Raw genomic sequence first — 14,053 nt, forward strand, 5'->3', positions numbered from 1 at the left:
GCACTCCATCTTGGAGCAATCAGGCCTTGAGCAAAAAAGGAACGTAGCCCGTTTCGGGGTGCACTTCTGAATCGGTGCTGAAGGCCTTCACCTCGATGGCGTGCGCCCCGGCGGTCAGCGCGCCCGTGTTGAGTGAAATCCGCCACCGGCCCGCCGCCGCAGGTCCGTCCGCCGTGGTCGGGATGGTTGCGACGTGGTTGCCGTCGAGCCTGATCTCGAACCCGGCGAGCCCCGCCACGGACGCGTCGAGGGCGTTGACGCGGACCTCCAGGACCACGCGGCCGCGGTTGAAGGCGGCGCCGTTCTCGATGGGCTGGCCACCGGCGTCCAGGACCTCGGGGACCGGGTCGGCGAGCGTCGGTTTCGCGTCCACCAGCGGTGTCTCGGACTCGCGCCGGGCGCTGCTCTTGGGACCGGTCAGCTCGACGTCGGTGTGGGTGATCTGGACGCGTTCCTCGGTGACCAGCTGGACGTTCAGGTTGTCGGTGAAGGCCTCGGCCGGCAGGTCGGCGACGGCCGGGTACTCCGCGCCAGGCTTCCACGGCGAGCCTTCGACGGCCGGCCTGAGCGGCACCTCGATGCCGTTGACCTTGACCGCGGTGATGGGGGCGCTCTCGCGCGACGGGATCATGGCGATGCGCAGCTGACCTGCGGTGACGTCCGCGATGGGACTGTTGCTGGTGCTGGCCGGACCGTCCACGCGCACGTGCGGTGCCGGACCGGTGAGCGGGACGTCGGCCTTGGCGGTGCGGTAGCCGATCAGGTCGACGCCGGCGCGGATCCGGTCGCCCGCCAGCGCCGCGACGCCGACCAGGGCCGTCGCCTCGCGCCACTGCGGTACGAACGGCGAGGTGGCGACGACGTCGCCGTCGCGCACGACCTGGACACCGGCGGGCGTCAGCACGACCTCCCAGCGCACCGTCACGCCCGGCACCGCGGCCGGGATCGGCTTGACCGGCGTGCCGTCCGGCACCAGCTCGACGATCGAGTTGCCGGAGTTGTCCGTGGAGACCGTGGCGCGGACGGTGTTCGGCGGCACCGGTTCGCCCTGCACGCTGACCGGGCCCGGCACGAGGTCGAGCAGCAGCTTGCCGCCGGTGCTCGGGGCGTCGGTCTCGATCACGAGGCGGCTCTCGTCGTCGTTGCGGACGAACGGCGTGCGCGACCTCAGCGTCACCGCGCGGGTGCCGCAGCTGCTGCTGATCACGAGCCGGTCGTCGTCGTCCCCGTCGCCCGCGGTGGCGCGGGCGCAGTCGGTGCGCTTGGAGAGCCTCCAACGCTGCGGATCGGGCTCGGTCCGGCTGTCGAAGCGGTCGGCGAACGTGTACGGGGCGGTGTCGGCGCGCGGGGTCGCCCTGGTCGTGACGGGCTGCGAGCGCTGGCCGAACGCGTCGACCGCGCGGATGTCGATCTGCTGCTCGCGCTCGTTCTCCAGGCCGTTGAGCTGGGTGCCGGGCCGGGTGACGAGCCTGACCTGCTCGCCCCACCGCACCTCGTACGCGGGCGCGTCGCCGGTCCAGTTGAGCTGGATCTTGTGGTGGCCGGCCCGCGCGACGACGCCGGCCGGGGTGGCCGGGCGGTTCTGCGGACCCGGCACCAGGATCTTCTCCGCCGCGTACGCCTTGAGCCTCGTCGGCGGCGGGGGAGCCGTGGGCAGGTCGCCCCCGCCGGTGTCGCGCAGGACGATCACGCCGGCCACCAGCGCGAGTCCCGCGGCAACGAGGACGACCCGCTTCATAGCGGTCACGCTAAGGCGTTCACCCCAGCTCGAACACGGTTTCCGCGATAACGGGTTCGCCACCGTCCGCCGGAAGGACGCTGAGCTTGAGCCGAGCGAGCGCACCAGGGGTCAGGTTCTCGGTGTCGAGCCAGAACTCGTGCCTGCCGGGAACGCCAGGACCCTGCTCGTCGGTGGGCAGCGCGACGATCCGCTTGCCGTCCAGTTCGAGCTCGATGCCGCGGTGCCCGATGTCGTTGACCTCGGCCGTCACGAGGACGCGTCCCTTGCCGGGCAACGGCTGCGGTGGCTTCGCGCCGTCCTCGTGCATGACGTGCAGCCTGGGGGCGCCCGTCTTGATGCCGCCGGGCCGGTCGGCGAGCCGGGGGAGCGCGCCGGGGCGGCTCTCGGGCTTGCGGATGACGACGAGCCGCGCGTCCTGGGCGCCGACCCTCCCGGCGTCGAGAGGCACGTCGGTGATCGTGACCTGCTTGTCCTGACCGGCCCTGACGAGCTTCACGGCGACGACGTCCTGCGGCAGTGCGACGTCCTGGTCGAGCGGGATGACCTCGGTGGGCACGACGCGTTCCGGCACGCCCCCGACGCCGAACGCGTCCAGGAAACCGCCGCCCTCGATGCGGATCCGCGGGTGCACCACCCGTTCCGCGATCGCGACGGGTTCGTAGGCGACCACGACGCCGTCCCGCAGCGCGACCACCGCGTCCGGCAGCACCCGCATCTCCCAGCGGTGCCGCACGCCCGCGACGAGCCCGGTCATGGGCGAGTCGCCGAGGGTGACCTGCTTGCCGGTGCGGGGCAGTTCGGGGTCCGCGATGATCCGCGTGCCCTGCGTCGTGATGTCGAGGCTGACCGCACCCCTGGGCTGCGTCTCGGTCTCCGGCAGGTACTGCCACGGGTCGGGCAGCAACGTCAGCCGCACGTGACTCGACTCGACCGCGCCCGCGACGCTGATGATCGCCCGGCCGGTCGCGCCGTCGTTCGCCGGCACGCCGAAGCGGATGGGCGTGTTCGACTGGAAGGCCGCCATCGGGCAGTCGACGTCGATGCGCTTGCCCGGCCCGAACGGCCTGAGGCCCAGGCAGTCCGGTTCCGCCTCGACCCGCCACTTGCGCGGGTCGAGCGCTTCCGGGCCGCCGAACTTGTCAGGCTGGCCGACGAGCTGGTCGTCCCACTTGCCGTTGTAGAGGTCCTGGGGCTTCGCGGCGATCTTGAGCGGCTCGCTGCGCTTGCCGGTGGCGCTCACCGCCCGGATCTCGACCTGGGTCTCCTGCTCGGGGTCGAGCCCAGCCAGTTCGACCTCGGGGGTGGGCACCAGCTGCTCGTTGCCGTTCCAGCGCACCTCGTAGGCGGACGCCGAGCCGTTCCACGCGATCTGCACCGCGTCGGCGTCGAGCGCCTGGGCCCTCGGGTTCGCGGGCTTCACCGGCTCCTGGAGCGCGACGACCTCGACGCCGTCCGCGACTTCCTTCTTCAGGGTGTCCGGCGCGTCACCGTTGCGGAGCGCCACGACGGCGGCGACGACGAGAGCGAGACCACCGAGCCCACCGGCGAGTGTCCGTCGATCCACCCGGCGACCCTACGACGTTTCCGCTTGGGCGGTGCTGCCGTTCAGACCAACCACACGTCCGCCACGAGAGCCGAGGTTGCGCAGTGCGGCGAGTGCTCCCGGCTTGGTCAGGTCGATCGTGATCGGGGTGCGGTCCGGCTGGCTGACCAGCGCGTTCCGGCCCTCGTGACCGGCCTCGATCGTCTTGGCGAGGCCTCCGGTGGACGCCAGCGACCCCCTGGCCGCGCCGAGCCTGCCCAGCGCGTCGTCGACCGCCATCAGCAGCGCGTCCCGGTTCCCCTCGCACATCGCCCTGACGAGCTCGGGACGGCTGCCCGCGACCCTCGTGCCGTCGCCGAAGCTGCCGGCCGCGAGTGCCATGGCGAGCGGTCCGCCGTCGGCCCCGACCGCCGCGAGGATCGCCGCCATGATGTGCGGGAGGTGGCTGATCCGCGCCACGGCCTCGTCGTGTTCCTCGGGCGTCGTCGGCACCACGTGCGCCTTCAGGTCGAGCGCGAGCCGGATGACGTCGTTGAGGTGGTCGTCCGCCTCCTCGGGCGTGACGACCCAGGCGGCGTTCTCGAAGAGGCCGGCGCCGCCCGCGTCCCACCCGCTCCTGCTCGTGCCGGCCATCGGGTGCCCGCCGACGAAGCGCGCGTGCGGCGCGTATCGGTGCACAGCGTCGTGCACGGGCCCTTTGACGCTCGTGACGTCCGTGAGTCTCGTGCCCGACGGGATCTTGCGCAGCAGGTCGGGCAACGCGGGCAGCGGCACGGCGAGAACGACGAGCGCCTCGGGGCTCCGGCTGAGGGCCTCGTCCACGCTCACGACGTCGAAGCCCTCAGCGCGTGCCTTGTCCGCGTCCTCTTTGCTCGCCGTCGCACCCCACACCGTGCGTCCGGCAGCCTTGGCGGCTCGCAGCACGGAGCCGCCGATCAGTCCCAGTCCGATCACGCACACGTCTCGCACGGCGTCCATCATTCCGTGCGAGGCGTACCTGCAACTACCGGAGGGCGTCCAGCGCGAACGCCGCGTACATCGCGACCCCGTGCTCCATGGCGGCCTCGTCGAACAGCACCCGGTTCGAGTGGTTCGGCGCGGCCTCCTCCAGGTCGATGCCGCGAGGGCACGCCCCGAGGAACGCCAACGCCCCGGGCACCCGCTGCAGCACGTACGAGAAGTCCTCCGCGCCCATCAGCGGGTCCTGCATCGGCTCACTCCACGAAGCACCCATCGCCGTGGCCGCCAGGTCCACCACGTGCTGGCCGACGACGGCGTCGTTCACCGTCACCGGGTACCCCGGCACGATGTTGACCTCGGCGTGGCACCCGTAGGCGGCGGCGGTGTGCTTGACGGCCTGCTTGAGCTCCTTGTGGACCAGGGTCCGCGTCTCCTCCGACAACGTCCGGATCGTCCCGTCGAGGGTCGCGACCTCGGGGATGATGTTCGTCGTCGTACCGGCGTTGATCTGCGCGACCGTCACCACCGCGGGCTGGTGAACGCTCACCCGCCGTCCGAGCATCGTCTGGATCGCCCCCACCATCGCCGCGGCCGCGGGCACCGGGTCCAGCGCGTTGTGCGGCATCGCGCCGTGCCCGCCGCGGCCCTTCACGTGCACGTGGAACGAGTCCGCGGACGCCATCATCGGCCCCGGCCGGCAGGTCACCACGCCCGACTTCATCGTGGACGTGATGTGCAGCGCGAACGCCTTCTCCACGCCGTCGTCGAGCAGCCCCTCCTCGATCATGTACCGGGCGCCGTGGTGGCCCTCCTCGCCCGGCTGGAACATGAACAGCACGCGGCCCCTGAGCGCATCACGCCGGTCCGACAGCAGCCGGGCGGAGGCGGCCAGCATCGCCACGTGCGTGTCGTGACCGCAGGCGTGCATGTTGCCGTCCACTTCGGACGCGAACGGCAGCCCCGTCTCCTCCTGGAGCGGCAGGCCGTCCATGTCGCCGCGCAGCAGCACCGTCGGCCCCGGCCGGTCGCCCTCGAGGACCGCCACGACCGAGGTCGTCGACTCGCCCTTCGTGACCTTGACAGGCAACCCCTCCAGCGCGTGCAGGATCGCGGCCTGCGTCTTGGGGAGCTGAAGTCCCTGTTCAGGGTGCCGGTGGATCTGACGACGCAGCGCCACCGTGCGGGGCTGCAGCGAGCGAGCCCCTTCGAGCAGTCCGGCGAGACGCGGGTCCGGCGTAGTTGTGCTCATCTCCCGATGGTGCCACCACCTCGGCTACCGGGAAGGTCGTCTGGGCCCTACGGTGTGCACATGACACAGCAGGAGCCGGTCAACGGCTTCGCGGTCGCGGTCGTCCGAGAGGACGGCCGCTGGCGGTGCAGCAGGATGGACAGCTCCGCGCTGTCGGAGCTGGACGCGGCGATCACGGAGCTGCGCCAACTGAGGTCGACCGGAGCCGTGTTCGGTCTCCTCGCCGTCGACGACGAGTTCTTCATCATCCTGCGACCCGTGCCGGGTGGCGTCGCGCTGCTGCTGTCCGACGCGGCCGCGGCCCTCGACTACGACATCGCGGCCGACGTCCTCGACCTCCTGCGCGTCGACCCGCCGGACGAGGAGGACAACGAGCTCTGGCCGGAAGGCGACCTCGGCGTCCTGACCGACCTCGGCATGCCCGCGCACGAACTCCAGATCGTCGTCGACGAGGTCGACCTCTACCCGGACGAGCAGCTCCAGATGATCGCCCAGCGCATCGGCTTCATCGACGAGTTCACGAAGCTGCTCGACACGATCCAGGCGTGATCTCCTCAGAGGACATGGTCCGAGCCGCCCTGAAAGCGGCCGCAAAAGCAGGCGCGGACGTCCCGATCGGCGCCGTCGTCTACGCACCGGACGGCACCGTGCTGGCCGAGGCCTGCAACGCCCGCGAGACGCTGGGCGACCCGACGGCACACGCCGAGATCCTGGCCCTGCGTGCCGCCGCGTCCAGGTACGGCGACGGCTGGCGCCTCGACGGCTGCACCCTCGCGGTGACCTTGGAACCCTGCACGATGTGCGCAGGCGCCCTGGTGCTCGCCCGCGTGTCGCGCCTCGTCTTCGGAGCCTGGGAGCCCAAGACCGGCGCCGTGTCCTCGCTGTGGGACGTCGTGCGCGACCGCCGGCTCAACCACCGGCCGGAGGTGCAGGGCGGCGTGCTGGAGCAGGAGTGCGCTGACCTGCTCGAACGCTTCTTCCGGACCCAGCGTTAAGCCAGTCGCGCGGGCTGTGTATTGTTCTTATCGGTGGCGTGTCCGAGCGGCCGAAGGAGCACGCCTCGAAAGCGTGTGAGGTGAAAGCCTCCGTGGGTTCAAATCCCACCGCCACCGCAGGTCAGAGCCCCGATCACCAGTTTCGGTGATCGGGGCTCTGACGTTTAGTCTCAGTTCTCGTCTCAGTTGTGGCTGCTAGGCCGGAATCGGCACCCCTGCCGCGCCGTCCTCGTCGTCGCTCTCGTCGGTCGTTTCGGCAGGCTCCCAGAGCAGCCCACCGACCCGCTGAGCGACGTCCCGCCGGATGGAGGCGGTGATGTGCTGGTACTTGGCAGCCATGGCCGTGTTGGACCAGCCCATGATCCCCATCACCGTCCGCTCGGCCACACCGAGCAGCAGCAGCACCGTTGCCGCCGTGTGGCGCGCGTCGTGTAGCCGCCCGTCCGGCACCTTGGCCGCCTTCAAGAGGTTCTTCCACTCGGTGTAGTCCGTGCGCGGATTCAGTGGACCACCGGTCGTCGTAGTGAACACGTAGCCGGTCTCCGTCCAGAGCTGCGCAGCCTTCCGCCGCTCTGCGTCCTGGGTGGCCTTGTGCTTCTTCAGTAGTGCCACCAACTCGTCAGGCAGGCCGATCCCTCGCGTGCCTGCCTTCGACTTCGTACCGGCCGTCTCCTGTCGCAGCGCCACCCGATCCGGGCAGTGTCCACCGAGCTTGCGCCCGCACGGCTGGTCGTCGCACCCGTGCTTCCACCGAGGGCGCAGGCGGCTACGTCGTACGGTCAGTGTGCCGAGTCCGAGATCGACGTCTGCCCATCGCAGGCCCAACGCCTCACCCTGCCGCAGGCCAAGCGCGAGAGCGATTGCCCATCGGGCACTGTTACGCCGCTTCTGCGCGGTCTCCATGAGCCTTTTGACCTCGTCCACCGAGTACGGCTCAACCTCGAAGTCCTCAATCTTCGGAGCACGCGCGATCATCGCGGGGTTCTCGGTGATGTACTTGCGCCGCACGGCAATGTTCAATGCCGCACGAATGGTGCGGTGAACCTGATGTGCACGCGATGACTTCGCGCCTTGCCGGATCATCTTCCGGTAGAGCTTTTCCAGATGCTCCGGTTCGAGCTTGTCGATTCGATGCTTGCCGACACCAGGAATGAGGTGCACGCGTGCCGCTACCTCGTACGCGCTGAATGCGTTCTCCGTGATTGCGGGCGGAGCGACGATGTTCTCCAGCCAGTGATTCAGCCACTTCTCGACCGTCCAAGCCTTACCGGTCTTACGCACCTTGCCCGCGTCACGTTCCTGTTCGAGCTTCGCGACCTTCCTCGCGACCTCGGGTCGCGTCTTGGCCTGGACGTGCCGCCTGTCCGGGCTTCCATCGTCCTTCGTGCCAACCGTCACGCGTCCGTGCCAGTAGCCGTCAGAGCCTTCGTAGATGCTCGATTCACCGTTCGACTTGCGTCCCATTTTGTCCCCCTACGCGGCTTCCGGGTTTGGCGTGCTGGTCATGAGCTTGTTGACGTAGTTCGTGAGTGCCTGCAAAGGGACTCGGCGCAAGCGGCCGATGTGAACGGACTCCACCTCGCCTGAGCTGACGAGTTCGTACATGAGCGTGCGTCCGATGTTCAGCCGCTTTGCCGCCTGCTCTACCGTCAAGACGATGTGCTCGACAGGCGTTTCGATGTTCTCGCTCATCACTGCTCACCTTCCGAGTTGTCGTCTTCTTTCGGCTTGGGCAGGTAGCGCGCCCATGCGTCACTGAGTCCGTTGGGGCCGTCGACCACGTAGCCCTTGAAGGTTTTCCCGCCGTTCCTGTAGGAGGTGACCTTCACTCCGTAGGCACTGAGTTCATTCGCCAGTTGGCGGGCGTTGATGGGCTTGCCGTAGAAGTCGCCCCACGGTGCTTCGTCCATGCTGTGCAGGACGGCGAGGATTTCTACGGTGCTCATGCGGTTCACGCCACGGTCGCTGAACACGGTCCGGAGGTCGGAGAGCAGCCGGATTCGGTCCGAGGTCGGGTTGCTCTGTGCTGCGGTCACGAAGTGCACGCAGGCTTTACGGGCGCGTTCGGGCCACTCTCCACCCGCCTCGTCGGCGATAGCGAGCAGCGGTTCCCAGATTTCGGCCGCACGGTCGGCGACGCCCTCGGGCATCTCCGGGTAGGCCGTGCCGACGCGCTCGGCAACTACCTCCATCCACGTCGCGAGCGCTTCGCGGATCGGCGCGGACTGTGCTTCTACGAGCCGTTCGCGGAATGCCTGCACCTTTTCGTCGGGACGACGGCGGCGCATGTGAACCGTGATCGCGCGAGTGGTGATGGTGTCAGGCATCCGTCCGGCGATGCCTGCCAATGCGGCAGGCGCGTAGACGGGGAACCGCTCGACCACCATGTTTCCCGCGTCGCCCTTGCAGCGTGCCACGGTCGCGGAGCGCTTGTACCCGGCGTTCAGCAACGCTCGCAGGTCCTCGTTACCCGCGCCTTTGCTGTCGAAGATGGCGTCAACCTCGTCGAAGAGAATGGAGATCGGACCTGCGCCGACCATGCGGAACAGGGCGGCCGACGTCGCGGAGAACGTCATCTCGGGCGCCTTCACGAGGTACTGCGCGACCTCCAGCGCCCGCGTCTTTCCCGATCCCGGTTCGACGCTGGACAGCACGAGCCGGGGCGTGACGTAGAACTGTTCGGCTGCCCAGGTGTGGGCGTACCAGAGCGCCAGCATGGGGGCGCAGTGCTCGTCGGGGAAGGCGTTGAACCGCGACAGGAACGCCTGGACGTCGTCGAGGATCTGCGCGCCGTTGAGGGTGGTCGTGGTCATGCGGCACCTCGCTCGGTGAACAGGGGCGCGGTCGTGTCGAGGGATTCGGCCGGCATAGTTCGCGGACGCTCCGTACCTGCGGTGATGCCGTTGCGGACGGTCCGGCGCACCTTGGCCTCGGTGCAGTCGCACCCCCCGTTGATCAGGGGCGCGGCGGCTGCCATGAGATGGGCTTCTGCTGTAGCCGCAGGGAGAACGCCCGCGCCGACGAGCTGCCCGAGGGCGATGCCCGCGACGTACGCGGCCCTGTCGTGGCTGCCTGAGGTGGCCGTAGAGAGCTTGCGGCACTCACCGTCGACAGCGGCCTTCACGTAGCGGGGCAAACGCTGTGAGGGCACTACAACGGGCGCTGAGACAGCCGTACGCGGCCTAGGAGTGAGGCAGTGGATCAACCACACCGGCAGGGACAGCGGAGAGACGTCCTCGGTGAGGCAGTACTCGCCGTCCGAGGTGATCGAGCCGGGAGCGACGACGTAGCCGCCGTGCGCGCGGGTGTCGACCTTCCATCCGAGGCCGCTGCCGTGCTCGCCCTCGGTGTTGCGCAGCTCCACAGTGGACGGCTCACGGAAGTACAGGTGCGTTCCTGCACGGGCGGTGCGAACGGTGCGGGTCTCCCACGGGACGTCTTCGCCTGCCTCCGCGCAGAGTGCGGCGAACACGTCGTGGCCGTCGCGAACCCCCTCCCGGCTCCAGCGTGGCGGGGGAACGTCGGCGGGCGACTTGCGGGTGTCGAGGTCGACCACCACCAGGCCGCTCCGTCCGGTGGCGATGCCGATGTTGAACGGCCCTGCCGACCAGCAGCGCTCGATCACTTCCAGGTCGACGGTGGCGCGCTGCTCCCATCCCAGGTGACCAGGACGGCACGCTCCGGTGCGGGGGCAACGCTCCGCGCTGTGCAGGGCAGGGCGCTTGGTGCCAGGGCGCAGAGGGAAGACGTAGAACCCCATCTGTGCTGCGGTGAGTGCGTGGTGCATGAGCCTGTCGCGGTCTCGTGAAGCGCTGCTCATCACATCTCCCGAGGTGACTGTGTGTGTTCGTCAGAAGGCAAGGGGGTGCCGTGACGGCGACCTGAAGCGGGCACCGTCAGGGCGGGGAGGGAAGTGGTTCAGTGGGTCGAAGACCCTCGATATGGGCTGTTTTTCGAGGTCAGCCGGTTGTGGTCGAGGCGCTTCCCTGAGGTCTGTCCGTGCTGGTCAGATCAGGGAGGCGGGGGCAGGGAAGCGGGTGGGGAAGTTTCCCCGCCTCCCTGACCGCCCGTGGATCACTTCCCCGCGTCCTCGTCGCCGTCGGTGTCCTCGTCGTCGGCTCCGTCTTCGTCACGCTCTGCGATCGCAGCGGCGATGTCGTCAGCGCGTACGACGCTATGTCCGTTGGACTTCGCGACCTCCACGCCCGCGTCGGCGAGTGCGGCCTTGAGGTCCTGGAACGTCCAGTCCTCATACTCGTTGGCGCGGTGTTCGGCGAGCCGGGCGAGCAGTACCTGAGTGCGGACGCGCTTGTCCTCACGCAGCACGGTCGCGATGTCGGCGAGGTGGTCGACGAGCTCGGGCGCGGCCTCGATCTCGGCGGCCACGGGGACGTCGCGTCCCGCGTCGGCGATGAGCTGCATCGCCCGGTTGATCACGGGGGTGACGTCGTCGCGGCCGTCCTCGAACGCGATGTAGAACACCCGGACCAGCTCGAAGACGTTGTCGGTCAGTCCTACGGCGACGGCCGTGCCCCGGTCGGTCTTCATCCGCAGGTCGGTCGCCCGGATGCCCTGCTTGTACTTGCCAGCACCGAGAAGACCGTCGTTGGCGACGTGGTCGGCGACGGCGAACGCGATGCCGACCGAGATGTTGCGGGTGACCTCACGCGGGATCGAGTCCTTGGTAGGCGACTGCGTCGCCAGCAGCAGGATCACGCCGTACTTGCGGCCACGCTTGATCAGCCGGATGGCGAGCTTGCCCGCTTCCTCACCGTAGGTCGGGTGCTGGAACAGCTCGTGTACCTCGTCGATCGCACAGACGAGCGGGTGCAAACCGAGCCCGCGCTTGTCGGCGAGCTTGCGCGAGGTCTTCGGGGTTCCCATCTCCCCCAACACCTTCCCGCGTCGCTCCATCTCGGCGAGCATGTCCCGCAGGGCCTGCAACGCGGCCTCAGCGACGCTGTCGTCCATGCCCATCGCGTAGCGGGTGAGGCGCGGCCGGAACGGGTCGAAGTCCGGCGACTCGCCCATCACGAACGCCCACAACTCGGCAGTCGGGTCGAGTGCGGCACCGAGCATCGCCGTGCGCAGCGCAGCCGACTTGCCCTGACCAGGACGGCCACCGACCAGCCAGTTCGCCTCGAACAAGGGCGCGTTGATCAGCAGACCGCGCTGCGTCAGTCCGAACGGGACACCCTCGAACAGGTCCACCTGTCCGTCGTGCAACATCGGCCACTCACCAGCACCGCGACCGAGCTTGCCCTTGTCCGCGACCCACAGATCAAGGATGGCGTCTTCGTCGCCCTCGGTCGGCCACGTCTCCAGCGACGCACGGCCGAGGTTTCCGGCGAGCTTCTTACGTTGCCCTGCAACCATTTCCGCCGTGACACCCATCGGCAGGCGAATCTGAGCGTAGGTGCCGTCACCGTCCACACGAGCCCCAACCGAGTAGTGGAGCTGACCACCAGACTTGAAGAACTTGTCCAGCGGAGCGATACCGAGGTGCGCGAGAGCCTGCGAGATCATCCGCTCATCCACGTAGGAGTCAGCGTCATCCCTGTTGGGCTGCACGAGGAAACCCGCACCCGGCTTGCGGTCGCGGCCCTCGAACACCGACGCGACCAGCACGCCCACCGGGACCGCGACCAGCAACGCAGACCACACGGTGCTGAGTACTGCGCCGACGATGTCGAGCACGTCGTAGACCGACGCGAGCCACGCCCACATCTCCGAGCGCTCGAACAGGACCCCGGCGATGACGAGCACGAGCGCGATCGGTGCGAGCACAGCGGCCGTCACCAGCAGCCGACGCAGCACGATGGCCAACCGTGCCCATCGGGCGTGCGCGTCGGCTCGCAGCATCTCCTGAGCGGTACGGCGAGCCTCGACGTCTCCGGCGAGACGAGCGGCGCGCACGTCGGCACGCAAGTCGCCGTAGGTGGCCCACGTCCAGGCCTTGACCACGAACCGCCAGTGGCCACGCAGCGAGTACCAGAGCAGCGTTCGAGCGTCACGCGGTGACTGCCGCAGCCGGTAGCGCAGCCGCGCCGTCTGGTCCGAGGTGCGGATGACCCGGACGACCTGACCGCCCATCGCACGCACCCGCTGAGCGGAGAGACGACGGTCCAGCGCGGCGCTGTCCTGCGGCGCGACGATCTCGCCGTCGAACACCTTCCGCTCGATCTCAGCGCCCGGAGCGGAGGAAGCCGCGGTGACCTCGGTGGCGCTGTCTTCGGTGGTCACGGTGCGGCGCAAGGGCACGACGTTGTCGAAGTTCTCGCCGTCCGGGTCAGGCGTGCCGAGCTTGGTGGGGGTGCTCATCGCTGCGCCTCCGTCTCGTCGTGCAGCAGGTGGGTCAGCGCCGCGCCGCAGCCGAGCACGACCACGGGAAGGCAGGACACGAACGTGGTGATCCACCACGGGGCCGAGGTGACTCCGGCCGCGACCATCAGGTGGTAAGCGACCTGTCCGGCCGCACCGAGAACGAGCGAGCCGATCGCGGACCAGCGGGCGAACCGGCGTGCTTTGGCCGAGCGGGTGCCACCGGACAGCCAGACCCGCAGGGCGTACGCGGCGTAGGCCTCGACACCGATCGGCAGGGTGATCGCGGAGTTGATGACGAACTCGTCGGCGATGCCGGGCAACAGCCGGATCGGCCCGAACCCGGTCAGCTCACCGAGTCCTACCCAGCCACCCCAGATGGCGACGAACGCGCCTGCGGCGAGCAACAGCAGCGGCCACGATTGGACCCGCGACTTTTTGCCGGCCGAATTGGTGGCGTCGGTAACCGGCGTGCTGGTGACCGGCGACGTGTCCGGGGCGGGGACCGGGTCTGCGACCTCGGTGACCTCGACTTCAGCCCTCGTCGGCTCGACCTCGACCACCGTCGCCGGGACCGGCTCGACCACGGGCGCGGGCTCGGGGTCCTGGGCCTCAGCGACTGGGACCGCGTGCAGTCGACGCGGGCTCTCGACCTCAGCCGCGTCCGGACGGGTGGGGTCGAATCCGGCCGCGTTCAGCGCGGCGAGCACAGCGGTCGCCTTCGGCGCGCCCACCTTGAACTCGGTCTTGATCCGGTTGCGGGAGGGCATCTGACCCAGCTCGATCGCGCGGGCCTTGACCTGTGCGGCGAGCGTGTCGATCTCGATCGGGTACGCGCTGGTCATCGCTTGCCGCCCTTCACATGGCCGTGCTCGATCGAGGTGGTGGCCGAACGCATCCGGCCGAACAGGGCGGCTGCGATGAACGCGGGCACGCCCAGGGCGAACGCCCAGAGCCGCCAATCGGTGCTGGTGGCGAGCAACGCCCACTGCGTGCCGCCGATGAGCGCCGTGGTGACGAGCACCCGGAGCATCCGGTAGGCCACGAAGCACAGGCCGATGAACGCGACGACCGCGAGGCCCATCACCCACGGGCTGAGGTTGTGCAGGGCGGTGACCGAGTCAGCCGCGACCTGCGCGGCGCGGTGGCTGCCCGCTTGGATGTGTGGCGTCGTTTCCGACATGCTGGTGTTCTCCTGACTCACTTGCTGGGTTGAGGGAGACCCGGATCGGCAGGCGTTTCTT

General features: G+C 69.2%; 12 protein-coding genes, 1 tRNA gene and 1 pseudogene. 3 read left to right on the forward strand and 11 right to left on the reverse strand.

Features of this window, described 5'->3' with window-relative positions; translation table 11 throughout:
- Positions 1-19: 19 nt before the first annotated feature.
- Genes AB0M48_RS07830 through AB0M48_RS07845 form a run of 4 tightly spaced genes read right to left on the reverse strand, consistent with a single transcriptional unit; the run spans position 20 to position 5,493 of the window.
- Positions 20-1,738 (reverse strand): hypothetical protein, encoded by a 1,719-nt coding sequence (locus tag AB0M48_RS07830; protein WP_363836922.1) that lies wholly within the window; start codon positions 1,736-1,738, stop codon positions 20-22.
- Between the two features lie 19 nt (positions 1,739-1,757).
- Positions 1,758-3,305 (reverse strand): hypothetical protein, encoded by a 1,548-nt coding sequence (locus AB0M48_RS07835; RefSeq protein WP_363836925.1) that lies wholly within the window; start codon positions 3,303-3,305, stop codon positions 1,758-1,760.
- A gap of 9 nt (positions 3,306-3,314) precedes the next feature.
- The gene (locus AB0M48_RS07840; protein ID WP_363836927.1) at positions 3,315-4,262 is read right to left on the reverse strand and encodes a prephenate dehydrogenase; all 948 of its coding nucleotides are present in this window, start codon (positions 4,260-4,262) and stop codon (positions 3,315-3,317) included.
- A 25-nt stretch (positions 4,263-4,287) separates the two neighbouring features.
- Entirely contained in the window at positions 4,288-5,493 is a 1,206-nt protein-coding gene (locus AB0M48_RS07845) for a M20 family metallopeptidase (protein WP_363836929.1), read from the reverse strand.
- A 60-nt stretch (positions 5,494-5,553) separates the two neighbouring features.
- Here AB0M48_RS07845 and AB0M48_RS07850 point away from each other — a divergent pair, with 60 nt between their 5' ends.
- The 3 genes from AB0M48_RS07850 to AB0M48_RS07860 all read left to right on the forward strand — a co-directional run bounded on the left by AB0M48_RS07850 (position 5,554) and on the right by AB0M48_RS07860 (position 6,605).
- Positions 5,554-6,042: a tRNA adenosine deaminase-associated protein gene (locus tag AB0M48_RS07850; protein WP_363836932.1), complete on the forward strand. Its 489-nt coding sequence runs from the start codon at positions 5,554-5,556 to the stop codon at positions 6,040-6,042.
- A gap of 14 nt (positions 6,043-6,056) precedes the next feature.
- Entirely contained in the window at positions 6,057-6,488 is a 432-nt protein-coding gene (locus AB0M48_RS07855) for a nucleoside deaminase (protein ID WP_363838308.1), read from the forward strand.
- 32 nt (positions 6,489-6,520) lie between these two features.
- Positions 6,521-6,605 (forward strand) — tRNA-Ser (locus AB0M48_RS07860).
- A 78-nt stretch (positions 6,606-6,683) separates the two neighbouring features.
- Here AB0M48_RS07860 and AB0M48_RS07865 read toward each other — a convergent pair.
- The 7 genes and pseudogenes from AB0M48_RS07865 to AB0M48_RS07895 all read right to left on the reverse strand — a co-directional run bounded on the left by AB0M48_RS07865 (position 6,684) and on the right by AB0M48_RS07895 (position 13,992).
- Entirely contained in the window at positions 6,684-7,952 is a 1,269-nt protein-coding gene (locus AB0M48_RS07865; protein ID WP_363836935.1) for a site-specific integrase, read from the reverse strand.
- Positions 7,953-7,961: 9 nt separating this feature from the next.
- A complete protein-coding gene (locus AB0M48_RS07870) occupies positions 7,962-8,180 on the reverse strand; it encodes an excisionase family DNA-binding protein (RefSeq protein WP_363836938.1) in 219 nt (72 codons plus the stop codon).
- Positions 8,180-9,280: pseudogene (locus tag AB0M48_RS07875) on the reverse strand (DUF3631 domain-containing protein); the annotation flags it as partial. The gene AB0M48_RS07870 and the pseudogene AB0M48_RS07875, both read right to left, overlap by 1 nt.
- Before the next feature lie 17 nt (positions 9,281-9,297).
- On the reverse strand, positions 9,298-10,308 hold the full coding sequence (locus tag AB0M48_RS07880; RefSeq protein ID WP_363836941.1) for a bifunctional DNA primase/polymerase: 1,011 nt from the start codon (positions 10,306-10,308) through the stop codon (positions 9,298-9,300).
- A gap of 254 nt (positions 10,309-10,562) precedes the next feature.
- The gene (locus AB0M48_RS07885; protein ID WP_363836944.1) at positions 10,563-12,809 is read right to left on the reverse strand and encodes an FtsK/SpoIIIE domain-containing protein; all 2,247 of its coding nucleotides are present in this window, start codon (positions 12,807-12,809) and stop codon (positions 10,563-10,565) included.
- On the reverse strand, positions 12,806-13,654 hold the full coding sequence (locus tag AB0M48_RS07890; RefSeq protein ID WP_363836947.1) for an ABC transporter permease: 849 nt from the start codon (positions 13,652-13,654) through the stop codon (positions 12,806-12,808). Before AB0M48_RS07890 ends, AB0M48_RS07885 begins: the two co-directional genes overlap by 4 nt.
- Positions 13,651-13,992, reverse strand: a complete 342-nt coding sequence (locus AB0M48_RS07895; RefSeq protein ID WP_363836950.1) for a hypothetical protein — start codon at positions 13,990-13,992, stop codon at positions 13,651-13,653. Before AB0M48_RS07895 ends, AB0M48_RS07890 begins: the two co-directional genes overlap by 4 nt.
- Positions 13,993-14,053: the final 61 nt, after the last annotated feature.

Origin of the sequence: Lentzea sp. NPDC051208 (assembly GCF_040682435.1) — a bacterium.
GTDB classification, from domain to species: Bacteria; Actinomycetota; Actinomycetes; order Mycobacteriales; family Pseudonocardiaceae; genus Lentzea; species Lentzea kristufekii.

Coding starts and splice junctions, on each gene's coding strand:
- AB0M48_RS07880 (WP_363836941.1), bottom strand. CDS start 10,308: ATGAGCAGCGCTTCACGAGACCGCGACAGGCTCATGCACCACGCACTC.
- AB0M48_RS07840 (WP_363836927.1), bottom strand. CDS start 4,262: ATGGACGCCGTGCGAGACGTGTGCGTGATCGGACTGGGACTGATCGGC.
- AB0M48_RS07865 (WP_363836935.1), bottom strand. CDS start 7,952: ATGGGACGCAAGTCGAACGGTGAATCGAGCATCTACGAAGGCTCTGAC.
- AB0M48_RS07850 (WP_363836932.1), top strand. CDS start 5,554: ATGACACAGCAGGAGCCGGTCAACGGCTTCGCGGTCGCGGTCGTCCGA.
- AB0M48_RS07885 (WP_363836944.1), bottom strand. CDS start 12,809: ATGAGCACCCCCACCAAGCTCGGCACGCCTGACCCGGACGGCGAGAAC.
- AB0M48_RS07845 (WP_363836929.1), bottom strand. CDS start 5,493: ATGAGCACAACTACGCCGGACCCGCGTCTCGCCGGACTGCTCGAAGGG.
- AB0M48_RS07895 (WP_363836950.1), bottom strand. CDS start 13,992: ATGTCGGAAACGACGCCACACATCCAAGCGGGCAGCCACCGCGCCGCG.
- AB0M48_RS07855 (WP_363838308.1), top strand. CDS start 6,057: ATGGTCCGAGCCGCCCTGAAAGCGGCCGCAAAAGCAGGCGCGGACGTC.
- AB0M48_RS07890 (WP_363836947.1), bottom strand. CDS start 13,654: ATGACCAGCGCGTACCCGATCGAGATCGACACGCTCGCCGCACAGGTC.
- AB0M48_RS07830 (WP_363836922.1), bottom strand. CDS start 1,738: ATGAAGCGGGTCGTCCTCGTTGCCGCGGGACTCGCGCTGGTGGCCGGC.
- AB0M48_RS07870 (WP_363836938.1), bottom strand. CDS start 8,180: ATGAGCGAGAACATCGAAACGCCTGTCGAGCACATCGTCTTGACGGTA.